The organism is Gracilibacillus salinarum (genome assembly GCF_022919575.1).
Lineage (GTDB): Bacteria > Bacillota > Bacilli > Bacillales > Amphibacillaceae > Gracilibacillus > Gracilibacillus salinarum.
Map to the genome: position 1 here is coordinate 3764770 of NZ_CP095071.1, position 16506 is coordinate 3781275.

Below are 16506 nucleotides of genomic sequence, written 5' to 3' on the forward strand. Positions count from 1 at the left end.
TGCGTGTATGGTATGGGATTTGAAAATAATGAACGGCACGATCGTTAATGCGTCTGAGTCCTACCAGGCGAATATATTTGTGAAAGATGGCAAAATTACTGCGATTACAAGTGAGGATCTTCCTGGTGAAACGAAGGAAGTAATTGATGCGAAAGGAAAACATATCTTACCTGGATTAATCGACACACATGTACACTCGCGAGATCCGGGCCCTACGTATAAAGAAGATTTCGCTCACTCTACTCGGGCAGCGGCTGCAGTAGGAATAACGACCGTATTTGAAATGCCAAACACGACGCCTCCGGTCAGTAATGCGGTGAACTTTGATTCACAAAATAATAATCTTGGTTCGAAGGCATATGTGGATTATGGGTTATGGGGAATCTGTATAGGGCATTTGAATAATGGGGATATTCAGGATTTGCATAAAAAAGGTGTCATCGGTTTTAAGTTTTTCTGGGGCTATGCTGTTCATAAAGACACATATCAACTGATGTATAACTACAAGCCTGGGATGGAAGATGTTATACCGCCGTTTGACGATGGACAAGTGTATGAAATGATGGAAGAAGTCGCAAAGACGGGACAGTTATTTGCTGTGCACGCCGAAAGCAACGAATTAATTCAGACCTTGACCAACCGCGTGGAAGAGAGTGGCGGACGCACCTATGAGGATATGATTAAAGGCAGACCGAATGTTGCTGAAGCCTTAACCGTCAGCAAGGGGATTCAAATGGCGAAAGCAGCCGGTGTCAGATTCCATGTTCTGCACGTAAGCTCAGAAGAAGGATTGGACTTGGTTCGTGACGCACAGATTAAAGGATTACCTGTAACTGTAGAAACATGCCCGCATTACTTATTCCTGTCGAATGAGGATTATCAAGATATTGGCCCACAGATGAAGGTATATCCGCCAGTGAAATATAAAAAAGATCAGGATGCCATTTGGCGTGGAATTGCTGACGGGACGATTTCGCATGTTTGTTCCGACCATGCACCACATACGGAAGAAGAAAAAGACGGTGATCTTTGGTCGATACCTGCTGGCATGTGTGGAGTAGAATCAATGGTTCCATTGATGTTAAATGCGGTAAGTGACAAGAAAATTACCTTATCAGATATAGTACGTCTGCTGTCAGAAGAGCCTGCCAAACTATTTGGTATTTATCCAAAGAAAGGCGCGCTTCATATCGGTGCTGATGCCGATATTACAATTGTTGATATGGAGAAACAGGCAGTTATCGAAAGAGATAAACTGCATAGTAAAAGCAAAGTGACTGCGTATGACGGTTTCAAGGTTCAAGGTATGCCGGTTCAAACGATTGTGCGAGGCAATACGATTATGAAAGATGGAGAAATCGTCGGACAAAAAGGTCACGGGAAGTTGATTATTCCTGCTCAAACTGGTGAGGTGGATTAATGTCTGAAGCGGAAGGTGTTAGAGCATTATTAAAAAGTCATCGATCCATTCGCCGCTTTACAGATCAATCCATATCACAGGAGATAATTGATGATATTGTGGAATGTGGGCAATGGGCACCCACTTCTCACAATGTACAAGCCTATAGTGTGATCTGTGTACGTGATAAGATTAAGAAACAAGCATTAGCAAGATTATGTGGTAATCAACGTTATATTGAGGAGTGTCCTGTGTTTTTCATATTTGTAGCAGATTTCTTTCGTCATGCACAACTATGCGAAGCAAATGGCACACCATTTGAAGTGGAAGAAACAGAAAACCTTCTGGTTGGTGCGGTAGATACTGCCTTATTTGCAGAAAATGTTTTGTTGGCAGCACGCTCTTACGGACTTGGTGGCGTCATGATCGGAGGTATTCGAAATGATGCAGCACAGGTGGCGAAATTAGTAAACCTTCCTAAGTGGACAGTTCCAATCATGGGAATGTGTCTAGGTTATCCGGCACAAGAACCATGGCAAAAACCAAGGATTGCAAGAGCTGCCATTTATCATGAGGACACTTATCAAATAGAGCAATTGCCACAACAACTACAGGATTATGATACTGTTTCTGCTGATTATTACAGAAAGCGAACCAACGGACATCGGACAAATGGTTGGAGCGCTGGAATGACATCGTATTTTGGGGAGATACGTAGAGCGAATTTGACTGATTTTATTAAAAGTCAGGGCTTTTCATTGAAATAATGAGAATGGATAGTCAGGCCCCCGACAGGGTCTGGCTATTCATTTTGCACACTAGAAAATCATAAGAAAAATGTTGGAACTCGCTAATAGACAAGGCGTTTTCAAGTAAAGAAAACATACAAGTACAGTCATGTTCAATAGGAAGACGGGTTTTTTATAATATGATTGCAAAATGATCATTTTGATATCGTTTATCTGCTTAGCAAAGCTACTAAAAATGGCTCCTCGTTCTGTGGTCACAGCGGTCTGAAAGTCAACTACTTTAATTGCTTCCTTGCTGCCTTGTGCTGAGGAAGCTTACTTCGAAGCAATGTTTGCAGACACTGGCACAGACGAAGTGGATCTTCAGTTCGCGCTGAGGCGTAAGAAGTCTCCGCATATTTCCTCCGCTTAAGGGATTTACTGCAACGTATGGAACAGCTGAACGCAGTGGTTCTAGACATTATGTTATTCACTCAATTGCTGTTATGTATATAGCGGTCAATATGCTAGCTCTGACAAATAGTTGCAGAGTCCCAATCTAGCGTAGACCAACCACGTAGACTCCCGCGGGACAGGCAGGCGCTGAAGATCCAATTTGTGAAGTGGCTTTCTTCACAAATTTAGCTTCAGCCGTGCCCCGCAGGACGCGAAGCGGTATCTCAGCACATAAATTAGATCAAAATGATCGCAACGCTAACATCATTCATATTTTAGGCAGTTGTAAATTAGTTTGTTAGTTAAGACCGGTGTGCTTCACTTTCCCGGTTTTTCCTACAGGAAGAGGGTGTGGAGAAATGAGAATGATTGCAACAGGGGACAGCTTTATAGCGAGAAGAATTCCGGAAAATGATAAGCGAGCAAAAAACATTAAAGAATGGATGAATGGAGCGGATGTACGTTTTACAAACTTAGAAATTACCACTCATCATAAAGAAGGATATCCATCTCCTTTTAGCGGCGGTACATGGGCAATGGCAGAGCCGTCGGTATTAGATGATCTAACGTATTACGGATTCAACTTATATAATTGGGCGACTAATCATACAATGGACTATTTGCAAGGCGGTTTATTGGCGACAGAACGAGAGCTGGATGCTAGAGGATTGGTTCATGCTGGTGCCGGTCGTACGTTGGCAGCAGCTGCTGAGCCAAGGTATATCGATACTGTTCAAGGGCGTGTTGCATTAATAGGCGCTACATCCACATTTCATGAAGCATCACTCGCAGGAGATCCGACACCACATATTAAGGGAAGACCTGGGATAAATCCATTAAGATATGAAGAAGTATATTATGTCACCAAATCGGAAATGGAGACGCTAAAGCAGATTTCGAATAATACGGATATTGATGCAAACGAGATGCTGAATCGACTAGAAGGCTTTTCGGTAGAAGGTGGACAAGACGAATTTCTCTTTAGCGGAAAATTGTTTAAAAGCGCGGATCGATCCTACCGTGTGCGACGTCCAGTAAAGCAGGATATCGAGAGACTGACTGCATCAATTCAAGCAGCAAGAAGACAGGCCGATTATGTGATTGTCAGTTTGCATAGTCACGAAATGGAGGGAATGGATAAAAATAAACCAGCAGACTTTTTACAAGATGCTGCCAGAGCCTGTATCGATGCCGGTGCGCATACGATTTTCGGACATGGGCCTCATGTTGTCAGAGGCGTTGAATTATATCAGGGTAGACCGATTTTTTACAGTCTTGGTAATTTTATTTTTCAAAATGATTCAGTGTCTTACCTGCCATCCGATTTTTATCATAAATACGGACTGCGTACAGATGCCAATGTTGCGGATGGCTATGATATACGAAGTGATTACGGCAGAAAAGGTCTTGGTGTCAATCCAAATGTCTGGGAATCGGTTATTGCCAAATTGATCTGGAATGGGGATGACTTGCAATCCATTGAACTGCAGCCTATTAATCTAGGATTTAAACAGGCAAGGTATCAAAAAGGCTGGCCGGAATTAACGGATAACGTCGAGGTCCTGCAACGAATAAAGGAGCTCTCGGAGCCGTTTGGGACTGAGATTGTTGTAGCGGATAATAAAGCGATAGTAGTTTGTACGTAAAATAATACCGGATAAATCTATCAAAAGATTTATCCGGTATTTGTTTTGTCGCATACAGTTTATCACGGCGCTAACCGTCCGTACCCTCACTGATTGAAGTCTCATTTTATCAAAATTAGCTATTCCTCCAGTCCATATTTCCCTTCATCTTCCCCATAATATTTGTTATAGCGTCTCTTGAATTTATAGAAAATATACTCCACTACGACTTTGAGAATTGCATAGCCTGGTATACCTAGGATTACCCCAACAACACCAAACAAATTCCCGGCAATCAATAATACAAAAATAATGGTTAATGGATGGATATGCATTGTTTTTCCCATGATATTAGGAGAGACAAAGTTACCTTCCAGGAATTGAACAGCAACCCAAACAATCGCAAGTTTCAGTAGCATAAATGGCGAATTGACAATCGCAATGATGATGGCTGGTATGATAGCAATGGTTGGTCCTAAATATGGAACAACACTGGTCACCGCAGCAACTATAGCTAATGTGAAAGCATAGTCCAGCCCAATAATCAGATAGCCAATAAACAGCAGCATTCCAATCACGGTTGCAACGATAATTTGCCCTTGTATGTAAGAGCCTACCTGTGTGTCCATATTTGATAGAATCTGACTCACATCATTGCGAAATTTAGGTGGTAATAATTTGATAAAGAATCCTTGAAACTTTTTTCCATCCTTTAAAAGAAAAAACAGGATGAAAGGAAAAGTAATAATGGAGACTACTGTTGTTGTAATGGTACTAGCGATATTTTGTATCCCTTCATAGCCGCTCGATATATAATTGCCGATCAATTGCGGAATCTCACTTAATTGATCCATCAACCATTGATAGCCTTCGTCATAATACGCGGCTAAAAAGGAATTTTGGATCCAGTTAGAGAGCTCATTGCCGAGCTGGCGTAAATAGCTTGGGAATGTTTGGATAAGATCTTTCACCTGTGCTTCAATGGCTGGTGCTGTCAACAGGATGATACCTGTCAGCGCACCGCTAATGCCAAGGATTAAGATTAATATCCCCCAAATACGGCGAATGCGAAATCGCTCCAGCAGATTGACAATCGGATTTAGCAAATAATATGCGACAAAGGCTAATATAACTGGTGGAGCAAGCGTACTAAATATTACGACAAATGGATGAAACACGAATGATATTTTCGTATAAATAAAGATGAAAATACCGATCAATATAAATAGTGCCAGTAAATAGAATATGTTTTTACCACCGATAAATTGTAAAAAACGGTTGGACGAATTCATCATACATATCTCCTTTTTGGGTTATATCACAAATCATTAAAAGAATGATAATTTATCGTTCAGCTGTCGCATCTAGAAGCTGTATTATAAAATTACAGTCATAAAGAAGACCATTTCACATAGTGGAACTTCAGCACCTGCCTCGTCTACCCTAATGTATGGGTTCTGCAATTGATACAAGGTATCCATCAGTGTCCGTTCTTGAGATTAATTATGCAAAATGAGCTGCTCCTTATGTAATAGCTCTTCACTTAAGTGTAGGAAATATGCAGAGCTTTGCTATGCGTATAATACATGTCAAAATGACCGCATTGATTTACAGTTTCACGATACATAATTCAGATTATTGAATGCTAGCGTCAGTTAGGTCGGCTCGGGTTTTTGCCTTTTTTTAAATGTACCATAGCACACGCTTTTTTGCTAAAAATATGTAACAGTTTTTACATGTACGGACATATTTGCGTTGACGCTCATACATGTAAAATGATAAGATAAAAGTATACTAGTTTCACACAATATATGAACGATAATATTAGCAATAACAAGGCTATTTCAGTTGTACCGACAAGTTACTTGCTGTTTACAGGATACCCAATTCTAGCAGATAGTAATCAATAATTTTATGAAAATACAATATTGGAAACGTTTTACAAGGTTGTGAAACGGATTAACTTTTTAATGGGGGAAATGCAAATGGTTTTCGAAGTAAAAGAAGCAATTCAGAATGGAAATACTGTACTGGGGATTGAATTTGGTTCAACGCGAATTAAATCCGTATTAATTGATGAAAATAATGCGCCGATAGCTTCAGGTGGTCACGACTGGGAGAATAGCTATGTGAATAACATTTGGACATATAGTGTTGATGACATCTGGAAGGGTGTGCAGGATAGCTATCAAAAAATGGCTGCTGAGGTTAAAGAGCAGTATGGCGTATCTATTCAAAAAATTGGCGCAATTGGTTTTAGTGGTATGATGCATGGTTATATGGCATTTGATCAGCAAGATGAGCTTCTTGTTCCATTCCGCACGTGGAGAAACAATATTACCGAACAAGCTTCAACAGAATTAACGGAACTCTTTCAATACAACATTCCGCAAAGATGGAGTATTGCCCACTTATATCAAGCAATTCTTAATAAGGAAGAGCATGTATCATCCATTAACTTTCTAACGACAATTGCCGGTTACATCCACTGGAAGTTAACAGGTAAGAAGGTGCTAGGTGTCGGTGAAGCAAGTGGTGTTTTCCCGATTGATATTAATAATAAGCAATTTAACGATTCCATGATAAATCAATTTAATGAGAATGTTGCTTCTAACCAGCTTCCATGGTCGCTGGAGAACATTTTACCAGAGGTATTAGTTGCAGGTGAGAATGCTGGAGAACTTACGGTAGCGGGTGCGAAATTGCTAGATGTAAGTGGAGAACTGCAAGCAGGTATTCCACTATGTCCGCCAGAAGGGGATGCTGGTACAGGAATGGTTGCAACGAATAGTGTAGCCAAGCGTACTGGTAACGTATCAGCAGGAACGTCGGCATTTGCAATGATTGTTCTGGAAAAAGATTTATCAAAAGTTCATCCGGAGATTGACCTTGTAACAACACCAACAGGAAATCTCGTTGCGATGGCGCACTCTAACAACTGTACGTCTGATTTGAATGCATGGGTCGGTATTTTTGAAGAATTTTCAAATGCAATGGGTATCAATGTAGATAAAGATAAATTATTTGGAACGCTGTATCATAAAGCGTTAGAAGGCGATGCGGATGCTGGCGGACTTCTTTCTTATGGCTATCTTTCAGGAGAGCATATGACTCATTTCGAAGAAGGTCGACCATTGTTTGCGCGGTCTTCCGATAGTAATTTCACGTTAGCTAATTTCATGCGATCTCATTTGTTCACCGCATTTGGTGCAATGAAAATCGGAATGGATATTTTATTAAAAGAAGAAAATGTAAAGCTGGATGAAATCTTAGGACACGGTGGTGTATTTAAGACAGAAGGCGTTGGTCAAAGCATCTTAGCAGGTGCATTGAACGTTCCGGTTTCCGTTATGGAGACAGCAGGAGAAGGTGGCGCATGGGGTATTGCGTTACTAGGTTCATATATGATTAACAAAGAAGAAAATGAATCGCTGGATGATTACTTGACTAACAAAGTATTTGCCAGCCAGGCGATTAAAACAATCTCGCCGGAGGCTAAAGATGTAGAAGGTTTCGAGCGTTTTATGGAACGCTATAAAAAAGGACTATCCATCGAAAGAGCAGCAGTAGAAAATCTTCAATAATAGCAGAAAGGTTCCGTCCGAATGTGGGCGGAACCTTTTTATTACGGCGCTAATCGTATTTCAAGATTCGAGAGATGAAAAAATATAAGAAGAGGATAAAAATTTAACAATGAAGAAGGTCGACGGCTCGGAGCTAAGATTTAGAGTAACTTGCTAAAATACAAGACAAAAGCCGAATATTTCTAATCAGTTAAAGCAAGTGTATAAGTGCAGTCATCTTATAGAGTTTGAAGTTAAGTTCCTATAATATGTAAAATGAAACTGTCTAACTTGATGATAATTTTGATAGATTCCATCTGCTTAACAAAGCTCTGCCTGCCTGTCCCGCGGAAGTCTCCGTGGTTGGCCTACGCTAGAATTGGGACTCTACAATTTTTGGGAGAGCTAGCATATTGATCGTCTACATATATAATAGTTATTGAAAAATGCCTAGAACCACTGCTTTTAGCTGTTCCATACGTTGTAGCACTTCCCTCAAGCGTAGGAAATAGGCGGAGACTCCCGTGGGATCAGTCGTGTGTGAAGACCCCGCAGTGAGCGGTTTTTGCTCGCGAGGAGCCTGAACCCGACCCCACAGGACGCGGAGCCTATTTCCGGAGCTTTGCTAAGCAGATAATCTATATCAATATGACCATTTTGCAATACAGTTGTACTTAACATAATCCATATTATAGGAAGTTGTATATATATAATTTATTTCAAAAAAAACAGAAGGGTATGCCCTTTTTTTTAATTGTCTAAAAGTGTGCTTATTTACAATTTTGTATACGTATTTACAATTCTGAACACAGCAGGTTATAGCAGTCTGCTGACATGATTGCTGCAATTTAAGTAATAGACTGATAAGTTTTGTTAACAGATATCAGCAGAACAAAACCCCCACTGATTGAAGCCTCACTTGATATTAAGATAGCTAAAAAGTTACTTTACAACTCAATTCGTTTCATTATCAAATTAAATGCCAGCTATTAATCCGCTCTATACATAATCATTAGCTCAGAAATGATGATTTCGAATATTGACGAGGTTAGTAGAAAAGTATGTCAAGTGATCTCGAAATATTGTGAATTTTGCTCTTTAAATAGAAAATTATGGTATTTAAATAGTTAAATTTTACAAAAATGTACCAAAACTGTAAAAATGATTATTTAAAAGAAAGCGATTACATGTTAAGTTTGAATTGTCAGATCAAGAAAGGAGGATCGATGTTTCGAAAATCAATAGTCACCAAAAAAATTTCAGAAAAGGACGTGAGAAAATGAAGAAAATATCAATGAAATCGCTGATCATTTTTGTCATGATGTTGTCAATTGTAGGATTTTCGTCTGTTCCCGCGTTTGCAGCTACACCTGATTTCTCAATGACAGGGTTTGCTACATCTGATGGTGGGACAACTGGCGGTAATGGTGGAGATGAAGTGACTGTGCAGACAGGTGATGAGCTTGCCGACGCCTTAGATGAAAAGGATGAAAACACGCCACTTAAGATATATGTAGATGGCACAATTACAACTAGTAATACGTCAGATAGCAAAATCAACATTAAAGATGTTTCTGATGTATCCATCATTGGTGTTGGTACGAATGGTGAATTTGACGGAATCGGCATAAAAGTTTGGCGTGCAGATAATGTAATTATTCGAAACCTCACGATTCATGAAGTAGACAGTGGTGATAAGGATGCTATTAGTGTGGAAGGACCATCAAGCAATATTTGGGTGGATCATAACGAGCTTTACGCAGATTTAAATGTCGATAAAGATCACTATGATGGCCTGTTTGATGTGAAGCGTGATGCTTATAATATTACGTTCTCATGGAACTATGTGCATGACAGCTGGAAAGCAATGTTGATGGGCTCATCTGATAGTGATGACGATGATCGAAATATCACCTTCCATCATAACCATTTCCAAGATCTAAACTCAAGAGTACCTGCTTTCCGTCATGGAGAAGGACACTTGTATAATAACTACTTTGAAGGTATTATTGACACTGGTATTAATTCCCGAATGGGAGCCGAGTTGTTGGTAGAAAATAATGTATTCGAAGATTCTAAAGATCCATTAGGTTATTGGTATAGCGATAGCACTGGCTATTGGAACGTATCTAATAACTTGTATATTAATAGTACAGGCAGTCAGCCGACTACATCTACGACGAATTATACGGTGCCATACAGCTACTCATTAACTCCTGTTAATGATGTGAAATCAGTCGTAACGCAAAATGCAGGTGTTGGTGTTGTACAGCCTTAAATGACCGATAGGGAGCTGCAAATTTTTGTAGCTCTCTTTACTTTTGCTTATAAATACCTTGTGTCAAAACGTGTGTCATTTGATCGGCCATCTCCTGGGGAGAGAAGGGTAAATCATTCTTAATCCAGTCCATAATTAAAGATAGGATAGCACCTGCAATATAATTCGTTAAAAAATCTTTACTGACAATAATTTGCCCTCCGTTTTTCTGCAAAAGCGTTACATTTTCTCCGATCGATTCTTTAAGAGCGTTTGTCATTTTCCAAGGAAAGTCTACCAGCCCTTTTTCGCTTAAGAATATGTGATAGATATGGCGGTTCTCATCAACATGTGCGAAGGCAGCCAATAAAGGTGGATGGATAATATCACTGAATGAGGTTCCTATTATAGGTAGAGATATCTCATTCTGCAAACCTTTAAGTAAATTATTTGCAATATGATCAATTAAGTCATATTTGTCTTTGTAGTGATAGTAGAAGGTAGCTCTATTTATATCTGCTTCCGTAATAATATCCGAAACGGTAATGGATTTGATTGCTTTTTGCGAGGAGAGCGTAAATAAAGCATTCATTATTCGGTCTAATGTTTTTGTGATGCGCCGGTCCATTAAAGTCCCCTCCTTGTGATATTTACTATAAGCACAAGCACATATTACCACAACCAAGTCCGAGAGGGAAATGTATGATAAAGAAAGCATATAATTACGGTATAAAACTGAAATGTGAAATGTTGGTTCTGATAATATGAATCATAGAAAGTTGTCCATATTCGTAAGTTGATTGACTGTTAAGGTGTGCGTTTCCAAGAATGGGAAAGTATCGTCCATAATCCCTCCCCCGCTTAGCTTCTTATTTATCTCCCAAATCTTGAAGTGGGGATATTACGGACGGTTAGCGCCGTGTTAAAAAAAGATCGATTATTAAAATCTAAGTCAGGGTAGAATAATGGCAAGGAGTGATATATATGTATAAAAAACAAGAGAGGTATTTGATGTGGCTGGCGTTTATTGTAGCAGGAATCATGCTGCTTTCTTTTATAGGAAAACTATTTTAGCAGAGAGGAAGTGATGACGAATGGCAAATGAGGAAGCGGTGTTTTTTAGTCGCGTATTAACTGAGTTAACCCTCACTTTTCATATTATATATGCAACCATCGGTGTTGGCGTCCCGTTAATGATTATGATCGCACAATGGGTCGGGATCAAAAAGAATGATGAGCATTACATACTGCTGGCCAGAAGATGGACAAGAGGTTTTGTGATTACAGTTGCAGTCGGTGTTGTGACGGGAACTGTGATCGGTATGCAATTGTCGCTACTATGGCCGAACTTTATGGAATTGGCAGGACATATCATCTCGTTACCACTCTTTATGGAGACGTTTGCCTTTTTCTTTGAAGCGATTTTTTTAGGGATTTATTTATACACGTGGGATCGGTTCGAGAATCAGAAGAAACATTTACTATTGCTTGTTCCAGTGGCGATTGGTGCCTCTTTTTCAGCGGTTTTTATTACGATGGTCAATGCATTTATGAATGCGCCTCAAGGTTTTGACATTGTAAACGGTGAACTGGTTAATATCAGTCCGATTCTGGCGATGTTCAACCCGGCAATGCCGACGAAAGTAGCGCATGTTGTTGCAACTGCGTATATGACTTCGGCTTTTGTGCTGGCAGCTATCGGTGCATTTCGTCTCCTCAAAGGATCTAATCATATTTATCACAAAAAAGCGATTTATTTAATGATGAAAGTTGGTTTTGTCTTTTCGATCGCGACAGCGCTTATTGGAGACTTATCCGGTAAGTATTTAGCTGAATACCAGCCGGAAAAGCTGGCAGCTGCCGAATGGCATTTTGAAACAGAGGAAAATGCCTCACTGATTTTGTTCGGGGTACTGCAGGACGGGGAAGTGAAGTATCAGATTGAAATCCCATATGCTTTGAGTATTCTTGCTCATAGTAATCCAACTGCTGAAGTGACAGGGCTCAATGAATTTCCGGAAGATGAAATACCACCCTTGTATATCCATTACTTATTTAATATTATGGTCGCAATCGGTATGCTGATGCTGTTCGTATCGGGACTGTATTTATATGCGAAGCGTCGGGGCTGGCGTTTTGTTAATCAAAAGTGGTATCGCTGGCTGATCGTTGCTGGTGGACCGCTCTCGATTATCGCCATTGAAACCGGCTGGTGGTTGGCTGAAGTAGGCCGGCAGCCATGGATTTTACGAGGCATACTTAAAGTAGAAGATGCAGCAACGACTAGTAACCATGTTGATTTGATGCTGATTGCTTTTGCCTTGTTATATTTAGTGCTGGGTATCGGTTCAGTGGTGATACTATCCCGTATGTTTAGACGGAATCCGGTGGAACAAGAATTACAAGACCGCACTAGAGAAAAAGGGAGTGACTTTTAATGACATTAGAAATAATAGGCATCACCGTGCTATGGTTATTTCTATTCGGTTATGTCATCATTGCCTCAATCGATTTTGGAGCAGGCTTTTTCAATGCATACAGTCTGTTGACTAATAAAAATCACATTCTGATCAAGATTATCCAGCGCTATCTGTCCCCTGTCTGGGAAGTGACAAATGTATTTCTTGTCTTCTTCTTTGTAGGTATGATCGGCTTCTTTCCGAAGACTGCTTTTTATTACGGTACAACCTTACTCGTCCCCGCCAGTCTGGCACTTATCTTATTAGCGATTCGCGGTTCCTATTATGCATTTGAAACGTATGGGTCGCGAGGGCACAAAGGGTATGCTTTTGCATATGGGTTGTCTGGTTTGTTAATTCCGGCAGCGCTGTCTGTTTCGCTGGTGATTTCGGAGGGCGGATTTGTCTCGCTTGTAGACGGGGCTCCGGTATTGCACTACCAAGAATTATTTTACAGTCCATTAACGTGGAGCATCGTTTTTCTCGCGATTACATCTGTTTTGTATATTTCTTCCGTGTTTCTTACCTGGTATGCCAAGCATGCAGGAGATGAGGAGGCAACGGGTCTGATGCGTAAATACGCGCTCATCTGGGCGTTCCCGACCATGATAACTGCTTTTGGGATTATTGTTGAGCTTCGTGCGCACAATCCTGAACATTTTGAGAATATCGTTGACATATGGTGGGCTTTTCTCATATCAGGTCTATTGTTTATCGGAACTTTTTGGCTGATTTTAATGAAACGTCAATACGCACTTGCCTTTTGTATGCTGGTAGCACAATTTTTTATTGCTTTTCTTGGTTATGGCTGGTCACATCGACCTTATTTGTTGTATCCACACTTGACCTTATACGATGGGTTTACTAATGAAGCAATGGCAACGGCTTTAATTATTGCGTTTATTTTAGGTTTTCTGCTGCTGCTACCTTCCCTTCACTTACTGCTAAGACTGTTCTTGTTTAACAAAGAGTATGTAACAGGTAAGAAGAATCATCATGTATAGGAGGAAAAAAGATGAATGAATTTCTGATTTTTGTTGCACCATTCCTGATTATTATCGTAGCGCTTATATTCGTCTTCTGGTGGGCAGCTCGGGATAAAGATGCTTCTTGAATAATAAGCTTTTCTTTTTATTCCTTACTTACGCCTATCCGATTTATTGCATAGGATGGAGAGAAAGGTATAAGGAGAGGAGAATGGACGTGTATTATCAACCTTATTATTACCATAACTTCTACCCTGGCTATTATTATCGACCTGTACAGCAACAGCATCATTCAGCTGATTATGGTGGGCAGCCATATGTAGTAAATATAGACGAAGCTACGAAACAGAACCAGAACTATCGAACAGCGATATGGACTGGGGAACACCTGCAAGTGACGTTAATGAGTATTGGTGTGGGGCAAGATATTGGTTTAGAAGTACACCCTGATACAGATCAGTTTCTTCGGGTTGAACAAGGGCAAGGGATGGTCATGATGGGAGACGAAAAGAATTACTTGAATTATAAGCAATATGTGGGCGATGATTTTGCAATAATGGTACCAGCGGGAAAATGGCATAATATTGTCAACACCGGATATGAACCGCTAAAGTTATATTCGATCTACGCCCCGCCCGAGCATCCATATGGCACCGTACACCAAACAAAACAAAGCGCCATGCGAGCGGAATAACAGATAATGAAGCTGTCAAACTTGAGTTTGGCAGCTTGCTTTATTAGGATAAATATATGAGTAATCAAAGTTAAAATCTTTATATGGCAGACGATTTGAGAATAGATAAGAAGTAGTATCTGGCCCCTTAATTGTTGTCCCAATTCCATACATAACGATTTTGACACGAAATGTTCAGTATTTATTAAGTTTACCCAGATGAATAGCTTCTGGTGCTGTGATAGAATAAGAAGGGAAGTATTCTGCGCAAAACACTGATTTATTCTTATCACGGCGCTACTATCCCCATATCAAAATTCGAGAGGTAAATTAAGAAGCTAAGTGGGGGATAAACGGACGATAACTTCCTGATAAGTTTCGCTAGCAATCATAGAGGGTCAAAAACGCCCACTGCTTTATATAGACTAATTATTTTTATTGGATATAGAAAGGATAGATATATGATGAGTAATCAACATAACTCGCACCAGCAGTTGCCACCAAAAACATGTACAATTGATCGTCTTGTTACAATAGAAGCAGATGTAGAAAAAGTGATTAATGGAGAAAAAACGGCAACAAGACGAAATGGCCGATATGCAGATATTGGAGAGGTAATGACTTTGAAAGACCATCATTTCCGTGTCGATAAAGTGTATCAGCAGTCACTTGGAATGATTACAGATGAGGATGCTAAACGTGAAGGCTTTGGTAATTTAGAAGCATACAAACAAGCTATTTTAGCACTTCATCCTGGAATGCCATGGGGACCAAAAATGAAGGTGTGGGTACACGAGTTTAGTGCCGTTGATTAATGGTGTCATTCTGCCATTGACATATAACGACAAAACATGCTAAAGTTATCAATAATCAAAACGTTAACTTAATAGGATCTTGTCTTATCAAGAGAGGTGGAGGGAATGGCCCTTTGAAGCCTCGGCAACCATTAAGCATTGCTTAATACAGGTGCCAAATCCAACTAAGTCACTATACTTAGTAGAGATAAGGAGTTATAGTAGCAAGTTGAATCTCTCTATCTCTAGGTAGGGAGATTTTTGTATATGCAGAAAAATTTTAGTGGAGAGCTTAGTCGTTGACTCGTGCGATCTGTATGAAAAGCTTTTAGCAACTTTAAAAATCAGAATATTTGATATGTTCAAAAAACTATAAAGCTAGTAAAAAATTAAGAGGGTGAATACAGAATGTCGATTGTACTTATAGACGGAATACGAACACCTTTTGGAAAATGGAATGGGGCACTATCATCCTATTCAGCAACTGAATTAGCAAGTGAACCAGTGAAGTACTTGCATGAAAAATATCCTGAATTAGCACCGATTGATGGTGTGCTGTTAGCGGAAGTCATTCAGGCAGGGCAAGGCCAAAACCCTGCAAGGCAAGTAGCATATAAGGCTGGAATAAGCAGCGATACTCCTGCTATTACATTGAATAATGTTTGTTTAGGGGGAGTAGCGTCTGTCATTGATGCGACACGGAGAATTAAGTTGCAGGAAGGTACAACTTATATCGTCGGCGGGTTTGATTCCATGTCGAATGCACCTTATACGATAGCGAAGCATGTTAAAAAGTTTGGGCATCAAGCCATGACAGATACGTTAATACATGACGGCTTATGGTGTTCGTTGAGTGAGCAATCGATGGGAGCACTGACGGAACAGGCAAATCACCAATATGGCATTGACAGAGAGGAGCAGGATCACTTCGCCGCTCTCTCTCAACAGCGTGCAGCCTCAGCTCGGACCAAAGGATATTTACAAGATGAGATTTTGCCAATTCCCGGCTTGTTAGAGGAAGATGAGGGTATTCGTCCGCAGACAACGGCAGAAAAACTAGCAAACTTGAAACCTGCCTTTGCAGAGGGGGGCACGATTACGGCAGGGAATGCATCACAGATGACGGATGGAGCGAGTATCGGTATCGTCACATCTAGTGAAAAAGCTGATGCATTAGGTCTTGCTCCGCTTGCAACGATTACTGGTTGGGCAGAAACAGCAGGTCCGGATACCAGTTTGCAAACAAAACCAGCTGATGCGGTAGAGAAGCTGTTAACAGCACAACAGCTCTCGGTTGACGATATTGATTTATTTGAGATAAACGAAGCTTTTGCAAGTGTGGTTATTGCAAGCTGTCATGCGCTTAACATTGATATGGATAAGGTGAATGTTAACGGTGGAGCAATCGCGATTGGGCATCCACTAGGTGGAACAGGGTTTCGGTTAATTTTAACCTTAGCTAAAGAATTACAACGTCGTGGCGGTGGAAAAGGAATAGCTTCATTATGTGGCGGCGGTGGTCAAGGAATAGCGATTTTAATTGAAGTGCAAACGAAAGGAGAATGA

The 16506-nt window shown here is 40.3% G+C and carries 13 protein-coding genes and 1 riboswitch; of the genes, 11 read left to right on the forward strand and 2 right to left on the reverse strand.

Going from position 1 to position 16506, the window contains the following annotated elements; genetic code table 11:
- Positions 1-7 precede the first annotated feature (7 nt).
- From allB to MUN87_RS17700, 3 genes are all read left to right on the forward strand, one after another.
- Positions 8-1420: an allantoinase AllB gene (allB, locus tag MUN87_RS17690; protein WP_244742318.1), complete on the forward strand. Its 1413-nt coding sequence runs from the start codon at positions 8-10 to the stop codon at positions 1418-1420.
- Positions 1420-2166, forward strand: coding sequence for an oxygen-insensitive NADPH nitroreductase (gene nfsA / locus MUN87_RS17695; RefSeq protein ID WP_244742320.1), 747 nt, complete (start codon positions 1420-1422; stop codon positions 2164-2166). Before allB ends, nfsA begins: the two co-directional genes overlap by 1 nt.
- A 776-nt stretch (positions 2167-2942) precedes the next feature.
- Positions 2943-4229 (forward strand): CapA family protein, encoded by a 1287-nt coding sequence (locus tag MUN87_RS17700; RefSeq protein ID WP_244742322.1) that lies wholly within the window; start codon positions 2943-2945, stop codon positions 4227-4229.
- 119 nt (positions 4230-4348) lie between these two features.
- On the opposite strand, the gene MUN87_RS17705 is transcribed toward MUN87_RS17700, so the two are convergent.
- Positions 4349-5500, reverse strand: a complete 1152-nt coding sequence (locus tag MUN87_RS17705) for an AI-2E family transporter (protein ID WP_244748002.1) — start codon at positions 5498-5500, stop codon at positions 4349-4351.
- 693 nt (positions 5501-6193) lie between these two features.
- Between MUN87_RS17705 and MUN87_RS17710 the strand changes: the two genes are divergently transcribed.
- Entirely contained in the window at positions 6194-7792 is a 1599-nt protein-coding gene (locus MUN87_RS17710; protein ID WP_244742323.1) for a xylulokinase, read from the forward strand.
- 1297 nt (positions 7793-9089) lie between these two features.
- Complete coding sequence (locus MUN87_RS17715; protein WP_439649673.1) at positions 9090-10049, forward strand: pectate lyase family protein; 960 nt, start codon at positions 9090-9092, stop codon at positions 10047-10049.
- A 37-nt stretch (positions 10050-10086) separates the two neighbouring features.
- Here the strand turns inward: MUN87_RS17715 and MUN87_RS17720 are convergent, their stop codons facing one another.
- Positions 10087-10656 carry a TetR/AcrR family transcriptional regulator gene (locus tag MUN87_RS17720; RefSeq protein WP_244742327.1) on the reverse strand — a complete coding sequence of 190 codons (570 nt, stop codon included), beginning with the start codon at positions 10654-10656 and terminating at the stop codon, positions 10087-10089.
- 466 nt (positions 10657-11122) lie between these two features.
- On the opposite strand from MUN87_RS17720, the gene MUN87_RS17725 reads away from it, so the two are divergent.
- The 6 genes from MUN87_RS17725 (at position 11123) to MUN87_RS17745 (ending at position 16506) form a co-directional block, all read left to right on the forward strand.
- On the forward strand, positions 11123-12466 hold the full coding sequence (locus MUN87_RS17725) for a cytochrome ubiquinol oxidase subunit I (protein ID WP_244742329.1): 1344 nt from the start codon (positions 11123-11125) through the stop codon (positions 12464-12466).
- Positions 12466-13491 (forward strand): cytochrome d ubiquinol oxidase subunit II, encoded by a 1026-nt coding sequence (locus tag MUN87_RS17730; RefSeq protein ID WP_244742331.1) that lies wholly within the window; start codon positions 12466-12468, stop codon positions 13489-13491. The genes MUN87_RS17725 and MUN87_RS17730 overlap by 1 nt, the downstream gene beginning before the upstream one ends.
- Before the next feature lie 11 nt (positions 13492-13502).
- Positions 13503-13601, forward strand: coding sequence for a cytochrome bd oxidase small subunit CydS family protein (gene cydS, locus MUN87_RS22525; protein WP_439649633.1), 99 nt, complete (start codon positions 13503-13505; stop codon positions 13599-13601).
- Positions 13602-13684: 83 nt separating this feature from the next.
- Positions 13685-14167 carry a cupin domain-containing protein gene (locus MUN87_RS17735; protein WP_244742333.1) on the forward strand — a complete coding sequence of 161 codons (483 nt, stop codon included), beginning with the start codon at positions 13685-13687 and terminating at the stop codon, positions 14165-14167.
- Positions 14168-14610: 443 nt separating this feature from the next.
- Positions 14611-14961 carry an ASCH domain-containing protein gene (locus MUN87_RS17740; protein ID WP_244748003.1) on the forward strand — a complete coding sequence of 117 codons (351 nt, stop codon included), beginning with the start codon at positions 14611-14613 and terminating at the stop codon, positions 14959-14961.
- Between the two features lie 81 nt (positions 14962-15042).
- Positions 15043-15155: riboswitch (SAM riboswitch) on the forward strand.
- Positions 15156-15348: 193 nt separating this feature from the next.
- The gene (locus MUN87_RS17745; protein ID WP_244742335.1) at positions 15349-16506 is read left to right on the forward strand and encodes an acetyl-CoA C-acyltransferase; all 1158 of its coding nucleotides are present in this window, start codon (positions 15349-15351) and stop codon (positions 16504-16506) included.